Here is an 18859-nt window from a genome sequence, read left to right on the forward strand (position 1 = left end):
ATGAGTGCCAGGAAAAATGCACCGCGCTGGATCCGGCAACTCAAAGTGATCGGTCAGTGGCCCGGACAGAGCGCGCCACCGGCTAACGCCTGATACAAGCGCCGAAACGAGGGGTCGGACCCGGCGCTCGCCTCGAACCCATCGCGGGGTGGGCTTGGATGGTGCGTGCTTACGCTAATGGGCTTTCACGGTAACGATGAAAGCACCAAAAATACGCTACATCCATAAGCAACATTCGCCTTCCTTGATGGCCCCGTCCCGCAACGCTTGCCCCATCGCGGCCTCGCAAGCGCCCGCCCCTGCATCGGCCAGCGCGCGCCACGAGTACGCCAAAGTTGACAAAAATTTACTTTAAGTAGAATACTGAATTCGATTCATTATTTAATATATTGATGTCATATTTAAACGCAAAAGATGACACATTTATTGTTGGAAAAATAATTGTTTTACGGGAGATTAGTGAGCATTTTCAACTATATTATTTCCGTGCAAGCGCATGTGTCATGAGCCCTTCCCGCTACACATATGCTGCGAAATTGCCCTGCATCAACAAGAAAAGACGGTATTTTATGCCCAGAGAACGCATCGGCCTTCTTCAAGAGGATGTGTCGAAACGGATTGCGCTGCTTCGTCCGCTGTTAATTATCGGCGTGGTATTCGTTCACACGTCCGGCATATCGGACATGCCATCACAACTGGACCCGAATTTCTTTAACGCAAATACCGCATTCTTCAAGAATGGGGTATTTCGCGGCACCGTTCCCACCATGTCGCTGATTGCCGGCTTCTTGCTTTTTTAGCATTGGACTCGCTACCTGGTCGGCCTGAAAGGGCGCAAGGACGGCTTCGACTTAGAACCTATCCCGGTAGGTAGGAGGAAGCGGATTGCGACATGCGCGTAGGCGACGTGCGCGTAGGCGACGTGCGCGTACGCGATGAATGGCAGCCGAGGGCAAGGCGCGAGGATGACGCATGGCGAGCCATGCGAAGACGAGGCAAGTCATATATATATATGAAGGCCCGCCATCGCTTGCCAGGCGTCGCAGCGGCGCACCGGCAAGCGGCGACTCCAACCTACGGCAATAGACACTTAGCCACCGGCCTGCTGTCTTCGTATGCCATTTCCGCCGACTCGCGTGCGTGGCCGCTGGGCGGGTCGATGAACTACATCGTTTCGGTGCGCGACACGGGATGTTTCAGCAGCAATGGCCAGAGGTGGCATGAAGAAGCGCTGAACTTGTGGAGCGGCCAATTGCAGTACCAGCTCGACGGCGGCGTGCTCAAGGATGCGCGCAGCAAGATCGGCGGACGCAATCTGTTCAACAAGTTGCCGCCGACGGCCCAGAGCGGGTATAACGGTGGCCTTTACAATTTATATGGCCGTTATCTGTACCTGAACCTGAGCAAGACCGTTTAGCCTTCGCTGCTGGTTTGTCGATGGATCCCTTGGCCTGGCCGCGCATGACGTGGCCGGTTTTTTTCAGGAGTAGACCATGTTTGACTTGCTCAGCGCTGGCGCAGCGCTGGCCCTGACGCTGGGCCTGGCCGCGCCGGCCCAGGCCCGGCAGGCGCAGCCCTGTCCGGACTTCGTGCCGGCCCAGTCGCGCTGCTACAGCGGCCAGGACGCGCACGGCGCGTTCTACACGAGCGTGATTCCGCCGGCCTGGAACGGCGTGCTGGTGGTCCACAGCCACGGCGGCCCCAGCCTCAAAACCCCGACGCCGGACGACGCGCTGGCCGACCTGAAGCGCTTCGCGGTGATGGTGCGCGAAGGCTTTGCCTGGACCGGTTCGAGCTACCGCCATGCGGGCCTGGGCGTGCGCGATGCCGCCGAAGACACCGACTTGGCGCGCCAGGCATTCTGGAGTGCGTTCGGGCGCCCCCGGCGCACCATCTTGCACGGCCAGTCGTGGGGCGGCAATGTGGCGGCCAAGGCGGCCGAACTGTATGCGCGCGACAGCGCCGGCACCCTCAACTACGACGGCGTGCTGTTGACCAGCGCGATCGTCTCGGGCGGCTCGCGCGCCTACGATTTCCGCGCCGACCTGCGCGCCCTGTACCAGTATTACTGCAACAATCTGCCGGCCGCCGGCGAGCCTGCCTATCCCCTGTGGCAGGGCCTGGCGCTCGAGCACCCCACCAGCGCGAAAGAGGTCGAGGCGCGCCTGAACGCCTGCACGGGCGTCAAGCTGGCGCCCGCCGCCCGCTCGGCGCAGCAGCAGGCGGCCCTGCGCAACCTGGTTGCCGTGAGCGGCATCGCCGAACCGGCGCTGGCCGGCCACCTGAACTGGGCCACCGGCCACTTCCGCGATCTGACCATGCGCATGCTGGGCGGCCTGAACCCGTTCAGCAATATCGGCGTCAGCTACCGCGGCTCCGATGACGACATGGCGCTCAACGCGGGCGTGGCGCGCTTTGCCGCCTCGCCGGAGGGACTGCGCCGGCTGGCCTTCGATAGCGATCTCAGCGGCAAGCTGGAAGTGCCCACCCTGACCCTGCACGGCATCGACGATCCCACCGTGTACGTGGAAGTGCAGGCGGCATTTCGCGACACCGTGCGCAAGGCCGGCGCCGACGACCTGCTGGTGCAAAGCTTCAGCAACGAGCGTGAGCACAGCAAGCTGGCCACGCCCGAATATGCGACCGTCCTGCACGCGCTGATGGACTGGATCGAGCAGGGCCGACGCCCCACGCCGGCGGCGCTGGCCAGCGCCTGCGAGCGGTTTAGCCCGACCTACGGCGAGCCATGTCACTTCAATCCCGGCTACGTGCCGCGTCCCCTCGAGACGCGCGTTCCCGCACGGCGCAAGCCGGCGCTGGCGCCATGAGGGACGCGCAGGTGCTCGCCGCCGCGCTGCTGGCATCGCTGTCGCTGGCCTGCCCGGCCGGCACGGCGCAGCGCAGCGGCCGCTGGTGCCATGGTCGTCGGTGGCCGTCAGCGGTCTGCGCAGCGAGGGCGTCGACCGCTTTCTGGGCCTGCACTACGGCGATGCGCCGACCGGCGCGGCGCGCTGGTCGCTGCCGGCGGCGCCGGCCCCCCTGCCTGCGAACCGCGTGCACGACGGCACGGTACCGGCGCCGCGCTGTCCCCAAAGCGCGACCGGCCTGGCCGCCCGCCATGAGCCGGAGGACTGCCTGTTCCTCAACGTCTACCGGCCATCGACGCCGGCGCGCGCGCCGCGCGCGATGCTGGTGTATGTGCACGGCGGTGGCGCCACCAGCGGCGGCGCCAACGACCATGACGGCAGCGCCCTGGCGCGAGGGCGACATCATCGTCATCACCATCAACTACCGGCCGGGCGCGCTCGGCTTCATGAACAGCGCCCTGCTGGCCGCCGGTGGCGCGATGGCGTGCCCTGCCAGCCTGACTACCTGGCTTTCCTATTTTTCAGAAGCAATGCAACAAAGTCATACACCAGCGCCCTGGTATCGGCATCGAGCGAGGCTAGTTCATTGACGAGAACGGCGTCCTGGAGGTCCGCCGACGGATCGAATTGCACCGGGTCGCCCGGCTGGCCGTAGCGCAGCCAGCCGGGGTCGCACAGCAACCAGCAGGCGAGCGTCTGGATATGGGGCTGCGACGGGATGCAGTCGCCGCGCAGCCACTTGCGCACGGCATGCGTGGTGACGTTGACCGGGGAGCGCTCGTTGAACATGCGCGCCGCGCCGGTGGCGCCGATATCCGGGTAGCCAGCGGCAATGAACGCGTCGGACAATCGACCGGTAAATCCGCTTCGCTCCCTCGACACGGGTGTGTCGGTGTTTTTCGATTTATTCATGAAATATTGTCACAGTCTCCCGGCCGGTTCGCCTGTGTCGGCACGCGTTTTCCGCCACCGTGCCGCCCGCGCGACGACCCTGCGCAGGTCGCCCCCACTCGCGTTCCACGGCCTGCGGCTGCCCGCGCCGCTCTCGACCAACGTGGTCGATATTACCAACCAATGACACCGTTATTGTTACAGGAAATTACAGTGAATTCTAACAAAGAAGGGAGAACATGCAACGCGAACAAGATTATACGGCCGCCATGTGGCCTTATAAGCGTGTCAATACAGGGACAGTGGAGCGCTCGGCGCCTTGGGCATCCTCGCTGCCACGGCCCGCAAGAGGAGGGAGCAGCGCGGGGCCAGCCGGCACGGCGCCGGGGGTCAGGCCATCGCCGAGGCCTGCGCGGCGCCGTGGCGCGGTGTGCCGAATAACGCCGCCACCAGCGGATCGCGCCGCCCCACCAGCGGCATGCTCGGCGCTGCCGGCGCCGGCGGGGCAAGGTCAAGGCCGGCGCGGGCGCGCAGCAAGGCCAGATAGGACGCGTGGGCGCACGGGTCGGCGTCGAGCCGATAGCGCGGTTTGGGGATGCGCCGTGGTCCCGGGCCGCGCGCCAGCACGATCAGGTCGGCCGCCACCAGCTCGCTCACGTAGCCGCGCGCGCAGGTGGCCGAACACTGCAGCAGGGTGGCTGCCTCGGCCTGCGTCATGTCGCGCGTCTGCAGCGCCGTCAACAGGGCGTCGAGGCGGCCGATGCGCAAGGCGCTCGACGGCCTCATGGCGCCCCCTTCACGGCCGTGCTCCCGGTGCCGCGGCGACGCCGCACGCGGTGCCGTTGGGATAATCGTCGGCGCTGCGCAAGGTGACGGCCGAGTGGCGCAGGTCGAGGGGCACCCGGCGGCCCTGCGAAAGATGGTCGGCGCCGATGCTGGCGTGGTGGCCCGGTCCCAGTCTGTTCATGCCGATGTTCATTTTCCTGCCTGCAGCCATGCCCTGCCTTCCTGCGTCTGCCGCAATGTCGATGGAGCCTTGCAAGGTACCGGCCAGCGGGGCGGCGTACAAACAATCAAAACTGCGAACCATTCCCGCGACGGCGATATATGCTTTGCAGGCAGTGGCGCAGCAGGTCATCGCCTCCACCTGCCGATGCTGTCCCGCGCGCGGCGCCGTGCCTGGGCGGCGAACAAAGTATGGATATCCATAGTTGGAACGATTCGTTGCGATGTCGTCACGAATACTTATGATGGTGCGCTGCGCAAGCTGCCGGCGCGGTTGGCGGTCATGCGCATCCACGGAGTATCAAATGAATTTTCAGCAATTGCGCTTTGTTCGCGAAGCGGTACGCAACAATCTGAACCTCACCGAGGTGGCGGCGGTGCTGTACACCTCGCAGTCGGGCGTGAGCAAGCAAATCAAGGACCTCGAGGACGAACTGGGCATCGAGCTGTTCGTCCGCTCCGGCAAGCGGCTTACCTCGGTGACGCGGGCGGGCGATGGCGCCGTGCAGATCGTCCATCGCATCCTGCAGGAGACGGAAAACCTGCGGCGCTACGCCAGCCAGTATGCCGACGTCGACAGCGGCCGCCTGGTGATCGCCGCCACCCATACCCAGGCGCGCTACACCCTGCCCAAGGTGATCGAGGAGTTCAACCGCGTGTTCCCGAAAGTGCGCCTGGAACTGCACCAGGGCACGCCGCGCCAGATCAGCGCGATGATCTGCAATGGCGAGGCCGATATCGGCATCGCCAGCGAAGCGCTCAACGACGCCGCCGACGTGCGTGCGTATTCCTGCTTCAGCTGGCGCCACCAGGTGGTGGTGCCGGCCGGCCATCCGCTGCTGGCGCAGGCGCCGGCCACGCTGGAAGACATCGCCGCCTATCCCCTGGTGACCTACAACGAGCAGTTCACCGGCCGCAAATGCGTCGATGCCGCCTTCAGCCAGGCCGGCCTGACGCCCGACTTGCGCCTGACGGCCATGGACGCCGACGTCATCAAGACGTATGTGCGGCGCGGCCTCGGGGTGGGCATCGTGGCCGAGATGGCACTCGAGGAGACCGAGCGCGATGGCCTGGTGGTGCTGGAAACGCAAGGCGATTTGTTCGGCAGTTGCACCACCTCGCTGGGCGTGCGCAATGGCAGCTTCCTGCCCGCCTTCGCCTACCGCTTCATTGACATGTTCGCGCCGGGACTGAAACTCGATCCGCTGGCGACGACGCCGCCGGCGTGAGCGGCCACGCCGCCGCTCACGTGGTGGCCGCTTGCCGCGCCCCGTACATGCCGGCCCGCCCGTTCAACTGCCCGGCAGCCCGGCGACGCCGATGGTGGGCGGGCCGGCACCTGGTGGCCGTCGACGGTGCTGGTGGCGACGTGGTCGCACTCGTCCGGCGCCAGGTGCGCCAGCCGCTGGTGACCAAAGAAGTCGAAGTCGATCCAGTGGGCCGAACTGCGCCCTTCCGCACAACCGATCAGGCCGCCGTAGAAGCGGCGGGCGGCATCGAGGTCGTGGACGGGAAATGCCAGGTGAAACAGTGCGGTGGAGCGCATGGCGGCCTGCTTGCTCAGTGATGGGAATCGCCAGCATGCCTCAGGCGGCGCCGCAGCGCAGAAGGGGGCAAACGCCGCAAAAAAATGGCGCTTTCACGGCAACGGTGAAAGCGCCAAAAAAAATCGCCAGGCACCGTTGCCGGTGCTGGCGATGATCGCGAGGGAACGCCGTTACCGGCGTGCCCGTGGCAAGTCTTAGAAATTGACCTTGAACTGCGCGCCCAGGGTGCGCGGCTCGTTGAGGATACCGGTCAGGTTGTCGAAATCGATCGCCCCCACCACCTGCACGCGGTCGGTGATGTTGCGCGCGAAGGCTGCCACTTCATACTTCGAATCGGCCCACTTGTAGCCAAGGCGCAAGCCACCTTCGAGCATGGACTTGGCCTTGTATTCCTTCGCTTCGTACAGGAACATATTGTAGGTGCTGCGGTAAGCCCAGTCGGTCAGCGCGAAGAACTCGCCGTTGGCCAGCGGGACGCTGTAACGCAGCGTGACATTGCCCTGCCATTTGGGCGCGCGCGGCAAGGGGTTGCCATTGATCAGCACGGTGCCGGCGAACGGACCAGCCGCATTGGTGACCGTGCATCCGGCCACGCCGGCGGTGTTGGCGAAGTTGCCGCACTGTTGCACGAACAGCTTGCTGTCCTTGATCTCGGTGTCGTTGTAGCTGCCGCCCAGGGTCAGGCGCAGCGAGTCCGACAGGTTGGCCTGGAAATCGAGCTCGACGCCCTGGCCGGTGACTTTCTCGGCGTTGATCAGCTGGTTCATATTGATCACGCCACTGCCGGCGGTCAACTGCTTGTCCTTGACGCGGTACTGGTAGACGCTGGCCGACAGGCGCGCGCGCTTGTCGAACAGGTCCTGCTTGATGCCCGCTTCATATGACAGCGCCTTCTCGGCGTTGGCGACCGACGGCCGGTCGGCCAGGCCGTTCAGGCGACCCTGGACACTCGGTGCGCGGTAGCCGGTGGCAATGCGGGCGAACAGGTTGGTGTCGGCCGCCAGGGCGTAGGTACCGGACAGGTCCCAGCTGACGTTGTTCGAATCCTTGCTGATCAGGAATGGACCGGCCGTGGTCGCTTCGACCCGCTTGGCGGAGAAATCCTTGCTGTCCTTGGTGTAACGCACGCCGCCACGCAATTTGAGCTGCTCGCTGACGGTGTAGTTGAGCGAGCCAAACGCGGCCCACGACTTGGCGTCCTGGGTCTGGGTGGCGTAGAACGGGCTTTGCGGATTGCCAGGCGCGAGCGAGTTGAAGCTGATGCTGTCGATCTGGATGTTTTCCTTGAAATAGAACAGGCCGCCAATCCACTGCAGGGGGCCGGCGATGTTCGATTCGGCGCGGAATTCCTGGGTCAGCTGCTTGTGGTTCGGCAACAGGTCGGCTGTTTCGACGACAAACGGAATGAAGCCCGGCCCCATCGGCTGCGCGTACACGGCGCCGTAGCCGCCGTCGACGTCGGCGCGGCTGTAGAACTCCGCCTTTTCGTAGCCGGTGATCGAGTGCAGGGTGACGTTGTCGAGGTTCCAGCGCAGGCGCAGGCTGCCGCCCTTGGTTTTCAGGGTTTGCAGGTTGACGCCATCGGTGGGATAGCTGCCGTAATCAAAACCGTCGACCAGTTCGTTGCTGCCCTTTTTGATGATATTGGCGCGGAACAGGGTGGCGTTGTTGTCGAGGTCGCGCGCATGCAGGTTGAACAAGGCGCTGAAGGCCTTGCTCGGCTGGACCAGCAGTTGTACGCGGCCCGCGTTGTCCTTGTAGCCTTCGAAGTCGCGGGTGCCGGTAGGACGGGAATTGTGCACGCGGTCGTCGCGGTTTTGCGACTGCAGCGACACGCGCAGGGCGACGGTGTCGCTCAGCGGCACGTTATAGGCGCCCTCGGCATTCTTGGCGCCGTAGTTGCCCAGGCCAACCGTGGCATAGCCCTCGGTCTTGAAGACGGGCTTGGCCGAATCGAACTTGATCACGCCGGCCGGCGAATTGCGGCCGAACAAGGTGCCCTGCGGGCCGCGCAGCACTTCGACCTGGTCGACGTCGAACACGGGAAAGCCCTTGAGCATCGGGCTTTCCTGGACGATATCGTCCACCACGAGGCCGACCGGCTGCGAGGCGTTCAAATCGAAATCGGTATTGCCCTGGCCGCGAATATAAAAGCGGGGGAACGAGCGGCCGTAGTCCGATTCAACGGACAGGCTGGGCGCGCGGCTCGACAGGAAGCGGATGTCCTGGCCGCCGGCGACCAGGGTGTCGAGCTTTTCGCCCTTGAGCGTGGTGATCGACATCGGCACATCCTTGATGTTTTCCGAACGGCGTTGGGCGGTCACGATCACGGTCTCAAGCTGGCCGGCGGACGGGCGTGCGTCGGCCCCCGTGGTTTCCTGCGCCAGGGCGGCATGCATGGGGAAAGCAGCAGCAATTGCCAGGCACAGCGCGCTGGGGCTGGCGAGACGGAGTCCGTGAGGTTTTTTCATTATCGAATCCTGTGATATGACGAGGGCAACGCGCGGCTGGCGCCGGCACCGATGGGAATACTGCTATGCAGCATAACAAGATCAACATTGCGGGGAAAGGCGCTGTTGTTATTTTGAGTAGTCGGCGTGAGCGGCCAAATGGCTTGACAATTGTGTCTTTAGCAAAACAGCCACGACACTTTACGTCCGCGCTGTCATCACCCCGTCATCGAAGGCCGCTATGATCAGGGCTCTAAACGTGTGTTCTCCTCGAACTCCCTTTTTTGCCAGCCATTACGGCTGGCTTTTTTTTTGCCCCTGCGGCGCGGCGCATGGCGCGCCGCACCGCCCCCGTCACGGCTGGGCCGGTACGACCAGCTCGGGCACCAGGGCCGGTGTGGCAAACAGGTAGCGCCGCGTCAGTAGTGGTGCGATGTCGTCGGCCGGCATCGGCCGCGCCACGAAATACCCCTGCACCTCGTTGCAGCCCAGTTGTTGCAAGATCTTGAGCTGGGCGGCAGTTTCGACGCCTTCTGCCACCACCGCCATGCCCAGCGCGTGCGCCATCGAGACGATGGCGCGGAAAAACACCTTGCCTTCGCGCGAGGTGCCCAACGCGGCGGTGAAGGCGCGGTCGACCTTGAGCACATCCATTTTCAGGCGCTGCAACTGCGACAGGGACGAATAGCCGGTGCCGAAATCGTCGATGTGCAGCTTGATGCCCAGTGCGCGGATGGCGGCCAGTTCGGCGACGATGGCGTCCTGGTCGCCTATCATGGCCGATTCGGTGATTTCCACTTCGAGCAGGTCCGGCGCCACACGGTGGCGCTGCAGGGCGTCTTCGAGTTGCTGGCGCACGCCGCCGCGCTGGAACTGGCTGGGCGAGACGTTGATCGAGACGGGCACCGGGGCGTGGCCGGCGGCGCGCCAGGCGGCCAGCTGGGCACAGGCCTTGTCGATCACCATGGCGCCGATCGGCAGGATCAAGCCGCTCTGCTCGGCCAATGGAATGAAGTCGCCCGGCGCCACCATGCCCAGCAGCGGATGGCGCCAGCGCAGCAGTGCTTCCATGCTGACCAGTTCGCCCGTGTGCGTGTCAACCCTGGGCTGGTAGTACAGCAGGAACTGGTCCTCGGAAATTGCCGCCAGCAAACCGTGCTTCAGGCGGGCCCGGGTCTTGATGGTGGCCGACAGGGCCGGATCGAAGAAGCGGAACTGCCCCTTGCCTTCGCTCTTGCCGGCATACATGGCGATGTCGCTGTGCTTGATCAGGGTGCCGGCATCGCCGCCGTCGCGGGGGAACACGCTGATGCCAATCGAGGCGCCCACCACCTGCACGTCGTCGGCAATCGAAAACGGCGCCGACAGGGCGTCGACGATGCGGCCGGCGACGGCGGCGATCTGCAGGTCGCCGCCGGTGGGGGCGAGCAGGACGATGAACTCGTCGCCGCCGAAACGCACCACATGGTCGCCCGGGCGCAGCAGCGCCCCCAGGCGACGGGCCACCGCCTTGAGTAACTGATCGCCCACGGCGTGGCCCTGGGTGTCGTTGACATGCTTGAAGTCGTCGAGGTCGATGAACAGCACGGCAAATTCGACCTCGTCCGTGCGCGCGAGGGCGATGGCCGCTTCGATATAGCCCAGGAACCAGTGGCGATTGCGCAAGCCGGTCAGGCTGTCCTCGTTGGCCAGGCGCTCCAGCTCGGCCTCGTGGGCCTTGCGCTCGCTGACATCCTGCAACGTCACGGCCAGGCCGTTACCGACCCGCACCAGGCGCCGGTGGCCCCAGCGGATATTGAGCCGGTTGTCGGTCGGCATGCGCCGGTCGTCTTCGTAGAAGCCGTTCTCCATCGCTTCGCGGTAGGTGCCCACGAGGTCGTCGCCGAAGCGGCCGCGGTCGATATGGGACAGGCGCCGGCCCAGCAAATCGGTGCGCGGCATGCCATAGAAAAAAGCGCCCCGCTCGTTGCAATCGACGATCTCGAAGTCGAGGATGATGCCGTGGCGGTCGCGCACGGCGGCGACCATGTAAAAGCCGTCGTTGGCGCTTTCGGTGGCCGTGCGGTAGGCGCTGCGCACTTCTTCCTGCTCCCGCATGCGGGCCGCCGCGCGCGCCGCCAGCACGCTTGCCAGCACCGCCAGCACGAACAGCAGCACACTACTGAGCATGGCCGTCGCGCGGCCGTCGCGCGACGACTGGTGCACCGCCGCCAGGGCGTCGTCACGTCCCAGGCCGACCAGCGCGACGAGCGGATAGGCCGAGGAGTGGCGCCAGGCCAGCACGCGGGCGACACCATCGCTGAACGCGCCCTCGCCCTGCGCCGGCGCCAGGCGCACGCCCCGGTCGGCCGACCAGAGGGCGTCATCGACGGGCAGCAGGGAGACGGCGGCCGACGGCACGCGGGCGGCGCCGTCGCCACGCTGTTCCACGCGCAGGCCACCATCGCGCGCGGCCATGGCCACCATGCCGCGCGCGCCCAGGGTGTCGGCGCCGACGAAGCCGGTGAAGTAGCGGGCATTGACCGCCATCAGCACCACGCCGGCGAACTCGTCGCTGCTGGTGTCGAGCCGGCGCGTAAACAGCAGGGCGTCGTGGCGCAGCGACAGCTCGGGCGGCACCGCGCCGATGCGCAGCGCACTCGATATATTGTTGCGGTGGTCGATAAAAAACCCCGTGCTGGCCAGGTTGATGGCCGTGGGGTTGTCCTGGGTCGATGAGCGCAGCACGCCATCGGCGCCGATGATGCTGACGGCGACGAAGGCTTCATCGGTGAACATGCCGTCGCGCTTGAGCCGCTCGAGCAGGTGCGGGCTGTCGGCGTGCTCGGCGCTATGCTTGAGCTGCATGGTGATCTGGTCCATCTGCCCCACCGAGCGGGTGATGTACTGCTCGTAGGCTTCGGCCAGGGCAGCCGCTTCGCGCTGGACCACCTGCTCCGCGCGAACGAGCTCGGTGTCGCCGCGTGACAAGGTGAAGTACCACATCACGGCGCAAACGAGCAGCGCCAGCACGGGCCAGAACAGGCGGTGAAACAGATTGATCGACTTGAAGGTGGGCATGGGTGGCAAGAGTAAGGACAGTCGTCGCGCGCCTGGAACCCGCCCGCGCAGGCGGGATGTTGAATTACAGCAATTATGGGCACGCAATGCTACAGGCGCATGACATGGGCCGCGCCGCCGGTGCGGCCGGCGCCGGTCTGCCCACTCTCTTGTTGCGCCATCAACAGGGCGGCGCCAGCGGCGCAAACTGCTTCCACAAGCGGACGACTTTTTTGTCGTTGCGGTGCATGTGCGCGGCCAGGAAGCCCTTGACGAAGCCGACATCGCCCTCGAGCTGGGGGTGGGCGGTGGACAAGCCCGTCAGCAGCTGCTCGGCGACGGCGTAGTCGTTGAGCAAGCCCAGCTCGTCCTGCAAGTGCGTCAAGCCTTGCAGGTAAGGCCGCACGGTGCCTGGCGCAAACAGGGCGCCGAAAAACTCCGTGGCGTAACGTGTTTTTTTCGCCGCGATCCGCAAGCGGTGCCGCATTTCCGGCGTGGCGGTGGCCAGATTGCGGGCGCGCTGGCGCAGCCGTTTTTGATCGCGCCTGAGCACGTCGCGGGCGAAACGCACGACCGGTTGGGCCAGCTTGCCAGCGTGGGTGTTGTCCTGGTCGTCGCGCCAGCCCATGGCGTGCACCCAGCGGCCCAGGCCCAGCACCAGGCGGGTGTAGCGCGGTGAGGCGACCGCGGCGGCCGTGCGCCGGCGCTGCGCTTCGGCTTCGTCGTCCGCCGTCTGCTGCACGTTGTCGATATGGACCGTGTCGGCTGCCTGCCGGGCCAGCGCCGGCAAGGTCGAGCCGGACAGCACGTCCCAGTCGCGCGCCTCGCCCAGTTCGGCGGCAAGCCAGTCGAGCTCCGCCTGCAGGTCGGCCGGCAAGTGGAGCAGGCCGTTGAACATGCTCACGGCCGAACGCAGGCGCCGCATGCCGACCCGCATCTGGTGCAGGCTTTCCACGTCGATGCCTTCGGCCACCCGCTGATCGTTGCCCTGGATGTGGGCCAGGCAGCTGGCGGCGATGTCGACAAACGCCTGCTCGGTCGTCATGCTGCGCGACAGGGCCGGCCGGGTCGCCTTGACGGCGCCTTCCGCCTGCGCCTGCAGCAAGGCGTAGCCCCGGTCGGCCTTGCTGTCCTGGCCAACGCGCACGGGGATGTCGTTCTGCAGTGCCAGCGCCAGGTCGAACAACTGGCCCGCGTCACCGGATTTGAGCTCCAGTTCGAGTTCGCTGATGGGGATGGTTTTGTCGCCGCATTCGAGCGTGCCCCGATCGAGCGCGCATTCGACCTGGCCGCCGTTGCGCAATTGCACTTCCCAGGCGGTGCGCCGGACCTTGGTGGCGAACACGGGCGCCAGGCGTTTTTTCAGCGCGGGCGCCCGGCCCAGGTCGCGCCGCACCGCCTTGTCGTCGATCAGCGCGCGCAAATGGTCGAGCTCGGGTACGGGCCCGGCAACGGAGCGCTCCCATTCTTGACGGCTGTGCAAGCCCCCGGCTGCGCTGCCATTGCCCTTGATATTCTGGATCCAGCGGCCCCGGCTGCGCCTGATGCGCAAGCCGATATGGCGCTTGCGCAGTTTGAGTTCGGGGGTGTCGAAATAGGTGTCCTGCTGGTCCAGTTCGCGCGCCTGGACGCCGTCTGGCGAACTGAGCAAAGGATGCCGCAAGACGGCCTCTTCGAATTGTGCGTCAACCAGTAATTTGAGTTCGATTTCCATGCTGCCCCCGTCGGCCAAGCCGCGTCGTGTCCTGGTTCGACCGGGCCCGCGCGACAAAGTGCGGCGCCGATGACGACAATGGCGCGCCGTTTGCGCGCACGCAAACGGCGTGCAATCAGGCCGCGCAATGAGGGGACCGGCGACGGGGGGGCCACCCAGCGGCGCGTCCGCTCAGGCTGGCCGGGCGCGCCGGTAGCCCAGCCCCAGCAAGGCCGCCATCACCAGGCCCAGGCTGCTGGGCTCGGGCACACTGGCCGGTGGCGTGGTGGCCACGGCGTTGCCGCTGAAGCCGGCGCTGCCGAAATCGGTGCGGCCCAGGCCAAACGCGCCGCCGTCGGCGCAGTCGTTCGAGATCAGGTTGTTGTCGAGGCTGATGGCGGCATGGCGCGCAATCACGCGCCCGCACAACACACTGGCGCCGACGTTGAGCGTGACACTTTGGGCGGCGATGATATTTCCCGCAAAAATCGTCCCTGCCCCCAGCGTGGCCGAAGTGCCCACGTCAAAGAACACCCCCGTGTCGGCGCCGCCGTTGATGATTTCCACCATCGACGCGGTCGAGGTGGTCAGCGTCGTGCCGATCTGAAACACGAACAGGGCGTTGGCCTGGTGCTGCGCATCGAGGACCAGCGTGCCGGTCAGCTGGGCGAACGAGGACAGCAGGAAGATGCCCGAGGTGAGGGTCAGGCCGCCCAGGTCCTGCCCGCTCAGGTCGCGGGTAAATGCCAGTCCCGCCAGTAAGCCGCTGGCGGCGTCGGCGTCGGCCTGCGCTTGCAGGGCCAGCGCGTCGCCGCCATGGACCGTGCCGTCGATGCTCGACAGGACCAGTCCCGTCAGGGCCGTGCCGGGGGCGACGCCCACCGCACCGTTGATGGCGGTGGCGCCGGTACTGCTGACGGCAGCGCCGGCGAGCACACTGAACGATTGGGCGCTGGCCAGGATGGGCGCGGCCAGCGCGGGCGCAGGCATTGCCATGCACAATAACAAGGCGGTGGTGCAGGGCAAGCAGTGGATCAGTAATTTCATTGCATATACTCATTAATTATGTACGGAAGTAAATATCTTTCGATAATGACTTGAATTCAAATTGAATAAGCAAGAAATATGCTAGCAATCTAAGTGCTTGATTAATATAAAAAATAGAATCAACTAAATATAACCTTCGAGAATAATGTAAATAAAACCGGCAATATAATATTTCCAGTTATAAATATCGGGCGCGACTGGCCCCGGCGCGCTTACGCCAGCACGTGCCGCAGCAGCAAGCCCGACAGCACGAACATGCTCAACCCGATCAGGCCGTCGAGCAACTGCCAGGCGCGCGGGTGGGCGAACCACGGCGCCAGCGCGCGCGCGCCGTAGCCAAGCAGGCTGAACCAGGTGATGCTGGCGGCGCAGGCGCCGGCCACAAACCAGCCTTGCACGGGCGCCGGTTGCTGCGCGCCGATGCTGCCGATCAGCAAAACCGTATCGAGGTAGACGTGGGGATTGAGCAATGTAAACGCCGCCGCCTGGGCCAGGGCGGCGCCGCGCCCCAGGCCGACGCCGGCGGCGCTCGCCGTCAGTTGCTGCGGCCGGCGCGCGCGGCGCAGGGCCTGGTAGCCATACGAGGCAAGAAAGAGCGCGCCCACCAGCGCCAGCGCCGACGCCAGCGCGCCATGCCGGCCCAGGAGGCGGGCCATGCCGAACACGCCCGCCGTGATCAGCACGCCGTCGGCGATGGCGCAGAACAGCACGATGGCGCCCACGTGCTCGCGGCGCAAGCCCTGGCGCAGCACGAAGGCGTTCTGGGCACCGATGGCGACGATCAGGCCAAGGCTGAGGAACAGGCCGTGCGAGAACACGGCAAGGAGGGGCAAGGTGGGCATGGAAGGTGTCATGGCGCCATCTTGCCAAGGGGTGGCGATGAAGGCAAACTACCTTTATTGAACCTACATTAGCCAAACTACATTCATGTTGGACTACAACGCCCTGTCGGCCCTGGCCGCCGTGATCCGCGAAGGCAGTTTCGAGGCCGCCGCGCGCGCCCTGCACGTGACGCCGTCGGCCGTGTCGCAGCGCATCCGCCTGCTCGAGGAGCGGATCGGCTGCGCGCTGGTGGTGCGCGAACAGCCGTGCCGGGCCACGCCGACGGGGCAGCACTTGTGCCGCCACGTCGACCAGGTACGCCTGCTCGAACAGCAGTTGCGCGAGGCGGTGCCCGGGGTGGGCGGCGCCGACGGCGCCCGCGTCGGCGTGCCGATCGCCGTCAATGCGGACAGCCTGGCGACCTGGCTGACGCCGGCCCTGGCCGCCTTGACGCTGACGGCGCCCCTGCTGATCGAGGTGGCCGTCGATGACCAGGACCACACCGCCGAATGGCTGCGCAGCGGCGCCGTGCTGGCCGCCGTGAGCGCCAGCGCGCACGCCAGCGCCGGCTGCAACAGCCGTGCGCTGGGGGCGATGCGCTACGTGGCGGCGGCCAGCCCGGCGTTCGTGGCGCGCCATTTCAGCGCCGGCGTCGATGGCGCCAGCCTGGCGCAGGCGCCCAGCCTGCTGTTCAATGCCAGGGATGCGCTGCAGTCCCGCTGGGTGCTTGCCGTGTGCGGGCGCCACGTCGACTTGCCCCGTCACGTGCTGCCGTCGAGCGAGGCGTTCGTGACGGCCGCGCTGGCCGGCATGGGCTGGGGCATGCACGCACAGTCGCTGATCAAGGCCCACCTGGCCGCGGGCACGCTGGTCGAACTGGTCGCCGGCACGCCCCTCGATGTGCCCCTGTACTGGCACAGCGCGCGCGCCGCCTCGGGCCTGCTCGAGCGCCTCAGCGGCGCCGTCATCGCCGCCGCCGCTGCCGCCCTGCTGCCGCCCTGAACGGCGCCGCCGCGGCCATCGTATATACCGGCAGGGCATGATCTTATAGCGACTTGATCGTTCGCCGCGCGCCAGCCGGCCTCTATAGTGACGGGTTATTCAATCAATCGGAGTTGTCATGCTGGTTCGCCGTTCCCTGTTGCTGGCCGCCGCGGCCCTGTCCCTGCCCGCCCTCGCCGTCGCCGCCGCCGCCGGGGCCACCGAGGTGGTCCGGATCGGCCACGTCGCCGCCACCTCCGGCGCCGTCGCCTATTTTGGCAAGGACAATGAAAACGGCGCCCGCATGGCCGTCGAAGCGCTCAACGCGCGCGCCATCAAGATCGGCGGCAAGCCGGTGCGCTTCGAACTGCTGGCCGAAGACGACGCGGGCGACCCGAAACAGGCCACCGCCGCCGCCCAGAAACTGGTCGATGCGAAGGTCAACGCGGTGATCGGCCACCAGACCTCGGGCACCAGCATTCCCGCCTCGAAAATATATTTTGACAACGGCATCCCGCAAATTTCACCCTCGGCCACCAGCCCCCAGTACACGGCGCAAGGATTCAACACCACGTTCCGGGTGGTCAGCAACGACCAGCAGCTGGGCCGCGTGCTGGGCCGCTACGCCGTCACCGGGCTGGCCGTCCGCCGGGTGGCCGTGATCGACGACCGCACCGCCTACGGCCAGGGCGTGGCCGCCGAGTTCATCAAGGGCTTCAAGGAAGCGGGCGGCACGATCGTCGGCAAGGAATTTACCACCGACAAATCGAGCGAGTTCAGCGCCATTCTCACCAAGGTGCGCGCCAGCAAGCCGGACCTGGTGTTTTTCGGCGGCATGAGCGCAGTGGCCGGCCCCATGCTGCGCCAGATGAAACAGCTCGGGTTCGGCAACACCAAGCTGGTCGGCGGCGACGGCATCTGCTCCGACGAGATCGTCAAACTGGCGCAGGGCGCGCTGGCCGACGGCCAGGTGGTGTGCGCGGAGGCGGGCGGCGTCGAAGAGAAAGGCAAGGCGGCCATCGCGCAGTTTCACGCCGCCTACAAAAAACGCTTCGGCATCCCCGTGCAGATCTATTCCCCGTACACCTACGATGCGGTGATGACGCTGGCCGAGGCCATGGTCAAGGCGGGCTCGAGCGCGCCGGCGAAATACCTGCCGACGCTGGCGGCGATCCGCTATCCGGGCATCACCGGCATGATCGCCTTCGACAAGGCGGGCGACATCCGCGACGGCACCCTGACCCTGTACACCTTCAAGGGCGGCCACCGCAGCCTGGTGGCGGTGACGAAATAACGCTGTGGGGGGTTTGCCACAGCGGCGCCCCCGCCTCCCCCGTATCGCCGCATCTTCTGCGTTTGCGCAAACAGCGTCCCGCTTATGCGGTGAGCATGATCAATACAACTTCGCCACTATTGATCAGGAGGATGTATGCAAAAGAGCTTGTTTGCCGCCGCCGTCATGACGGCCGGTGCCGGCGCCGCCCACGCGCAGACCAACGTCACCATCTACGGCATTGTCGATGCCGCCTACGTGCGTGAAAGCGGCGGCGCCGCCGGCACCAACAATAAAATCACCAGCGGCGCCGCCGCCGCCTCGCGCATCGGCTTTCGCGGCACCGAAGACCTGGGCGGCGGCATCACCGCCCTGTTCACCCTGGAAAACGGCTTTCGCGTCGATACGGGCGAAGTCGATGCCAGCGGCACCATCTTCAATCGCCAGGCCTATGTGGGCCTGCGCAGCAGCGCCGGCACGCTCACGCTGGGGCGCCAGTACACGCCGTGGCACCAGGCGCTCACCCAGGTGGGCGACCCGTTCAACACGGGCACCGCCGGCACCGCGCGCAGCCTGTTCCCCGACTACGGCGCCAACGTCCGCTCCAGCAATACCATCCTGTACAGCGCGCCCGTGCTGGAAGGCTTCACGGGCGAACTGGCCTACAGCCCCGGCGAGCAGGCCGGCAGCAACGACGCCGGCCGCCAGTTCGGCGGCGCCGTCGGCTACAGCGCCGGGCCGCTGGCCGTGCGACTGGCCTACAACAACCGCAACAGCGACGTCGCCGCCGCCCCCGGCGTGACGCCCATCAGCCGCACCATCGCCACCAATACCCTGCTGGTGGCCAGCTACGACTTCCAGGTCGTCAAGGCGCACTTCGCCTACGGCCGCGACCACGGTTTCAACAGCGCGCCGCTGGGCAACACCAGCAACCCCTTCGGCGGCGTGGCGCCCGTGCCGTCGACCGACAGCACCGACCTGCTGCTGGGGATCACGGCGCCGTTCGGGCCCGGCACCGTCCTCGCTTCGCTGATGCGCAAGAACGACAAGACCACGTTCAACCAGGACGCCCATTCCTGGGCCATCGGCTATGTCTATCCGGTGTCGAAGCGCACCAATTTTTATGCCGCCTACGGTGCCATCAGCAACCGCAATGGCGCCGGCTACACGGTGGCCAACAACACGGAAGCGGGCTCGGGCGACCGGGCCTTCAACCTGGGGGTGCGCCACAGTTTTTGAGCGCG

17 protein-coding genes and 1 pseudogene are annotated in these 18859 nt (G+C 65.9%); 9 read left to right on the forward strand and 9 right to left on the reverse strand.

Translation table 11 applies throughout. The annotated features are described in order from the left end of the window. Positions 1 to 503: 503 nt before the first annotated feature. The 4 genes and pseudogenes from ACP7EY_RS00005 to ACP7EY_RS00020 all read left to right on the forward strand — a co-directional run. The gene (locus tag ACP7EY_RS00005; protein WP_426189174.1) at positions 504 to 800 is read left to right on the forward strand and encodes a hypothetical protein; all 297 of its coding nucleotides are present in this window, start codon (positions 504 to 506) and stop codon (positions 798 to 800) included. A gap of 359 nt (positions 801 to 1159) precedes the next feature. Then, a complete protein-coding gene (locus tag ACP7EY_RS00010) occupies positions 1160 to 1417 on the forward strand; it encodes a hypothetical protein (RefSeq protein ID WP_426189176.1) in 258 nt (85 codons plus the stop codon). A gap of 76 nt (positions 1418 to 1493) precedes the next feature. Continuing rightward, positions 1494 to 2828, forward strand: coding sequence for a hypothetical protein (locus tag ACP7EY_RS00015; RefSeq protein WP_426189178.1), 1335 nt, complete (start codon positions 1494 to 1496; stop codon positions 2826 to 2828). A 100-nt stretch (positions 2829 to 2928) separates the two neighbouring features. Beyond that, positions 2929 to 3249 (forward strand): annotated as a pseudogene (locus ACP7EY_RS00020) (carboxylesterase family protein); the annotation flags it as partial. A gap of 119 nt (positions 3250 to 3368) precedes the next feature. Here the strand turns inward: ACP7EY_RS00020 and ACP7EY_RS00025 are convergent. The 3 genes from ACP7EY_RS00025 to ACP7EY_RS00035 all read right to left on the reverse strand — a co-directional run bounded on the left by ACP7EY_RS00025 (position 3369) and on the right by ACP7EY_RS00035 (position 4725). After that, complete coding sequence (locus ACP7EY_RS00025) at positions 3369 to 3779, reverse strand: hypothetical protein (RefSeq protein WP_426190046.1); 411 nt, start codon at positions 3777 to 3779, stop codon at positions 3369 to 3371. A gap of 369 nt (positions 3780 to 4148) precedes the next feature. After that, entirely contained in the window at positions 4149 to 4544 is a 396-nt protein-coding gene (locus tag ACP7EY_RS00030; RefSeq protein ID WP_426189179.1) for a hypothetical protein, read from the reverse strand. 10 nt (positions 4545 to 4554) lie between these two features. Beyond that, positions 4555 to 4725 carry a hypothetical protein gene (locus ACP7EY_RS00035; protein ID WP_426189181.1) on the reverse strand — a complete coding sequence of 57 codons (171 nt, stop codon included), beginning with the start codon at positions 4723 to 4725 and terminating at the stop codon, positions 4555 to 4557. A gap of 343 nt (positions 4726 to 5068) precedes the next feature. On the opposite strand from ACP7EY_RS00035, the gene ACP7EY_RS00040 reads away from it, so the two are divergent. Beyond that, positions 5069 to 5992 carry a CysB family HTH-type transcriptional regulator gene (locus ACP7EY_RS00040; protein ID WP_426189183.1) on the forward strand — a complete coding sequence of 308 codons (924 nt, stop codon included), beginning with the start codon at positions 5069 to 5071 and terminating at the stop codon, positions 5990 to 5992. Here the strand turns inward: ACP7EY_RS00040 and ACP7EY_RS00045 are convergent. Further along, positions 5923 to 6309 carry a hypothetical protein gene (locus ACP7EY_RS00045; RefSeq protein ID WP_426189185.1) on the reverse strand — a complete coding sequence of 129 codons (387 nt, stop codon included), beginning with the start codon at positions 6307 to 6309 and terminating at the stop codon, positions 5923 to 5925. The genes ACP7EY_RS00040 and ACP7EY_RS00045 overlap by 70 nt on opposite strands. On the opposite strand from ACP7EY_RS00045, the gene ACP7EY_RS00050 reads away from it, so the two are divergent. Beyond that, complete coding sequence (locus ACP7EY_RS00050; protein ID WP_426189186.1) at positions 6308 to 6508, forward strand: hypothetical protein; 201 nt, start codon at positions 6308 to 6310, stop codon at positions 6506 to 6508. The two genes, ACP7EY_RS00045 and ACP7EY_RS00050, sit on opposite strands and share 2 nt — an antisense overlap. Here the strand turns inward: ACP7EY_RS00050 and ACP7EY_RS00055 are convergent. The 5 genes from ACP7EY_RS00055 to ACP7EY_RS00075 form a co-directional block, all read right to left on the reverse strand. Beyond that, positions 6505 to 8781: a TonB-dependent receptor gene (locus ACP7EY_RS00055; protein ID WP_426189188.1), complete on the reverse strand. Its 2277-nt coding sequence runs from the start codon at positions 8779 to 8781 to the stop codon at positions 6505 to 6507. The two genes, ACP7EY_RS00050 and ACP7EY_RS00055, sit on opposite strands and share 4 nt — an antisense overlap. Before the next feature lie 333 nt (positions 8782 to 9114). Continuing rightward, positions 9115 to 11820 carry a bifunctional diguanylate cyclase/phosphodiesterase gene (locus ACP7EY_RS00060; protein WP_426189190.1) on the reverse strand — a complete coding sequence of 902 codons (2706 nt, stop codon included), beginning with the start codon at positions 11818 to 11820 and terminating at the stop codon, positions 9115 to 9117. Positions 11821 to 11980: 160 nt separating this feature from the next. Further along, positions 11981 to 13513 (reverse strand): CHAD domain-containing protein, encoded by a 1533-nt coding sequence (locus ACP7EY_RS00065; protein ID WP_426189192.1) that lies wholly within the window; start codon positions 13511 to 13513, stop codon positions 11981 to 11983. Between the two features lie 171 nt (positions 13514 to 13684). Continuing rightward, positions 13685 to 14539, reverse strand: coding sequence for a DUF3494 domain-containing protein (locus ACP7EY_RS00070; protein ID WP_426189194.1), 855 nt, complete (start codon positions 14537 to 14539; stop codon positions 13685 to 13687). A 212-nt stretch (positions 14540 to 14751) separates the two neighbouring features. Then, positions 14752 to 15393, reverse strand: coding sequence for a LysE/ArgO family amino acid transporter (locus tag ACP7EY_RS00075; RefSeq protein WP_426189195.1), 642 nt, complete (start codon positions 15391 to 15393; stop codon positions 14752 to 14754). Positions 15394 to 15466: 73 nt separating this feature from the next. On the opposite strand from ACP7EY_RS00075, the gene ACP7EY_RS00080 reads away from it, so the two are divergent. The 3 genes from ACP7EY_RS00080 (at position 15467) to ACP7EY_RS00090 (ending at position 18854) form a co-directional block, all read left to right on the forward strand. Next, a complete protein-coding gene (locus ACP7EY_RS00080) occupies positions 15467 to 16363 on the forward strand; it encodes a LysR family transcriptional regulator ArgP (RefSeq protein WP_426189197.1) in 897 nt (298 codons plus the stop codon). A 118-nt stretch (positions 16364 to 16481) separates the two neighbouring features. Next, positions 16482 to 17636 carry a branched-chain amino acid ABC transporter substrate-binding protein gene (locus ACP7EY_RS00085; protein WP_426189199.1) on the forward strand — a complete coding sequence of 385 codons (1155 nt, stop codon included), beginning with the start codon at positions 16482 to 16484 and terminating at the stop codon, positions 17634 to 17636. 135 nt (positions 17637 to 17771) lie between these two features. Continuing rightward, the gene (locus ACP7EY_RS00090) at positions 17772 to 18854 is read left to right on the forward strand and encodes a porin (protein WP_426189201.1); all 1083 of its coding nucleotides are present in this window, start codon (positions 17772 to 17774) and stop codon (positions 18852 to 18854) included. The last annotated feature ends 5 nt before the right edge of the window (positions 18855 to 18859 follow it).

Origin of the sequence: Massilia sp. DWR3-1-1 (assembly GCF_049898325.1) — a bacterium.
Taxonomy (GTDB): Bacteria; Pseudomonadota; Gammaproteobacteria; order Burkholderiales; family Burkholderiaceae_D; genus JAFCUW01.

Bases quoted from the DNA above. Each gene is read 5' to 3' on its own strand.
- ACP7EY_RS00090 (WP_426189201.1), top strand. From the start codon at position 17,772: ATGCAAAAGAGCTTGTTTGCCGCCGCCGTCATGACGGCCGGTGCCGGC.
- ACP7EY_RS00055 (WP_426189188.1), bottom strand. From the start codon at position 8,781: ATGAAAAAACCTCACGGACTCCGTCTCGCCAGCCCCAGCGCGCTGTGC.
- ACP7EY_RS00030 (WP_426189179.1), bottom strand. From the start codon at position 4,544: ATGAGGCCGTCGAGCGCCTTGCGCATCGGCCGCCTCGACGCCCTGTTG.
- ACP7EY_RS00065 (WP_426189192.1), bottom strand. From the start codon at position 13,513: ATGGAAATCGAACTCAAATTACTGGTTGACGCACAATTCGAAGAGGCC.
- ACP7EY_RS00070 (WP_426189194.1), bottom strand. From the start codon at position 14,539: ATGAAATTACTGATCCACTGCTTGCCCTGCACCACCGCCTTGTTATTG.
- ACP7EY_RS00045 (WP_426189185.1), bottom strand. From the start codon at position 6,309: ATGCGCTCCACCGCACTGTTTCACCTGGCATTTCCCGTCCACGACCTC.
- ACP7EY_RS00075 (WP_426189195.1), bottom strand. From the start codon at position 15,393: ATGACACCTTCCATGCCCACCTTGCCCCTCCTTGCCGTGTTCTCGCAC.
- ACP7EY_RS00085 (WP_426189199.1), top strand. From the start codon at position 16,482: ATGCTGGTTCGCCGTTCCCTGTTGCTGGCCGCCGCGGCCCTGTCCCTG.
- ACP7EY_RS00040 (WP_426189183.1), top strand. From the start codon at position 5,069: ATGAATTTTCAGCAATTGCGCTTTGTTCGCGAAGCGGTACGCAACAAT.
- ACP7EY_RS00005 (WP_426189174.1), top strand. From the start codon at position 504: ATGAGCCCTTCCCGCTACACATATGCTGCGAAATTGCCCTGCATCAAC.
- ACP7EY_RS00015 (WP_426189178.1), top strand. From the start codon at position 1,494: ATGTTTGACTTGCTCAGCGCTGGCGCAGCGCTGGCCCTGACGCTGGGC.
- ACP7EY_RS00010 (WP_426189176.1), top strand. From the start codon at position 1,160: ATGAACTACATCGTTTCGGTGCGCGACACGGGATGTTTCAGCAGCAAT.
- ACP7EY_RS00080 (WP_426189197.1), top strand. From the start codon at position 15,467: ATGTTGGACTACAACGCCCTGTCGGCCCTGGCCGCCGTGATCCGCGAA.
- ACP7EY_RS00050 (WP_426189186.1), top strand. From the start codon at position 6,308: ATGGCGGCCTGCTTGCTCAGTGATGGGAATCGCCAGCATGCCTCAGGC.
- ACP7EY_RS00060 (WP_426189190.1), bottom strand. From the start codon at position 11,820: ATGCCCACCTTCAAGTCGATCAATCTGTTTCACCGCCTGTTCTGGCCC.
- ACP7EY_RS00025 (WP_426190046.1), bottom strand. From the start codon at position 3,779: ATGAATAAATCGAAAAACACCGACACACCCGTGTCGAGGGAGCGAAGC.
- ACP7EY_RS00035 (WP_426189181.1), bottom strand. From the start codon at position 4,725: ATGAACAGACTGGGACCGGGCCACCACGCCAGCATCGGCGCCGACCAT.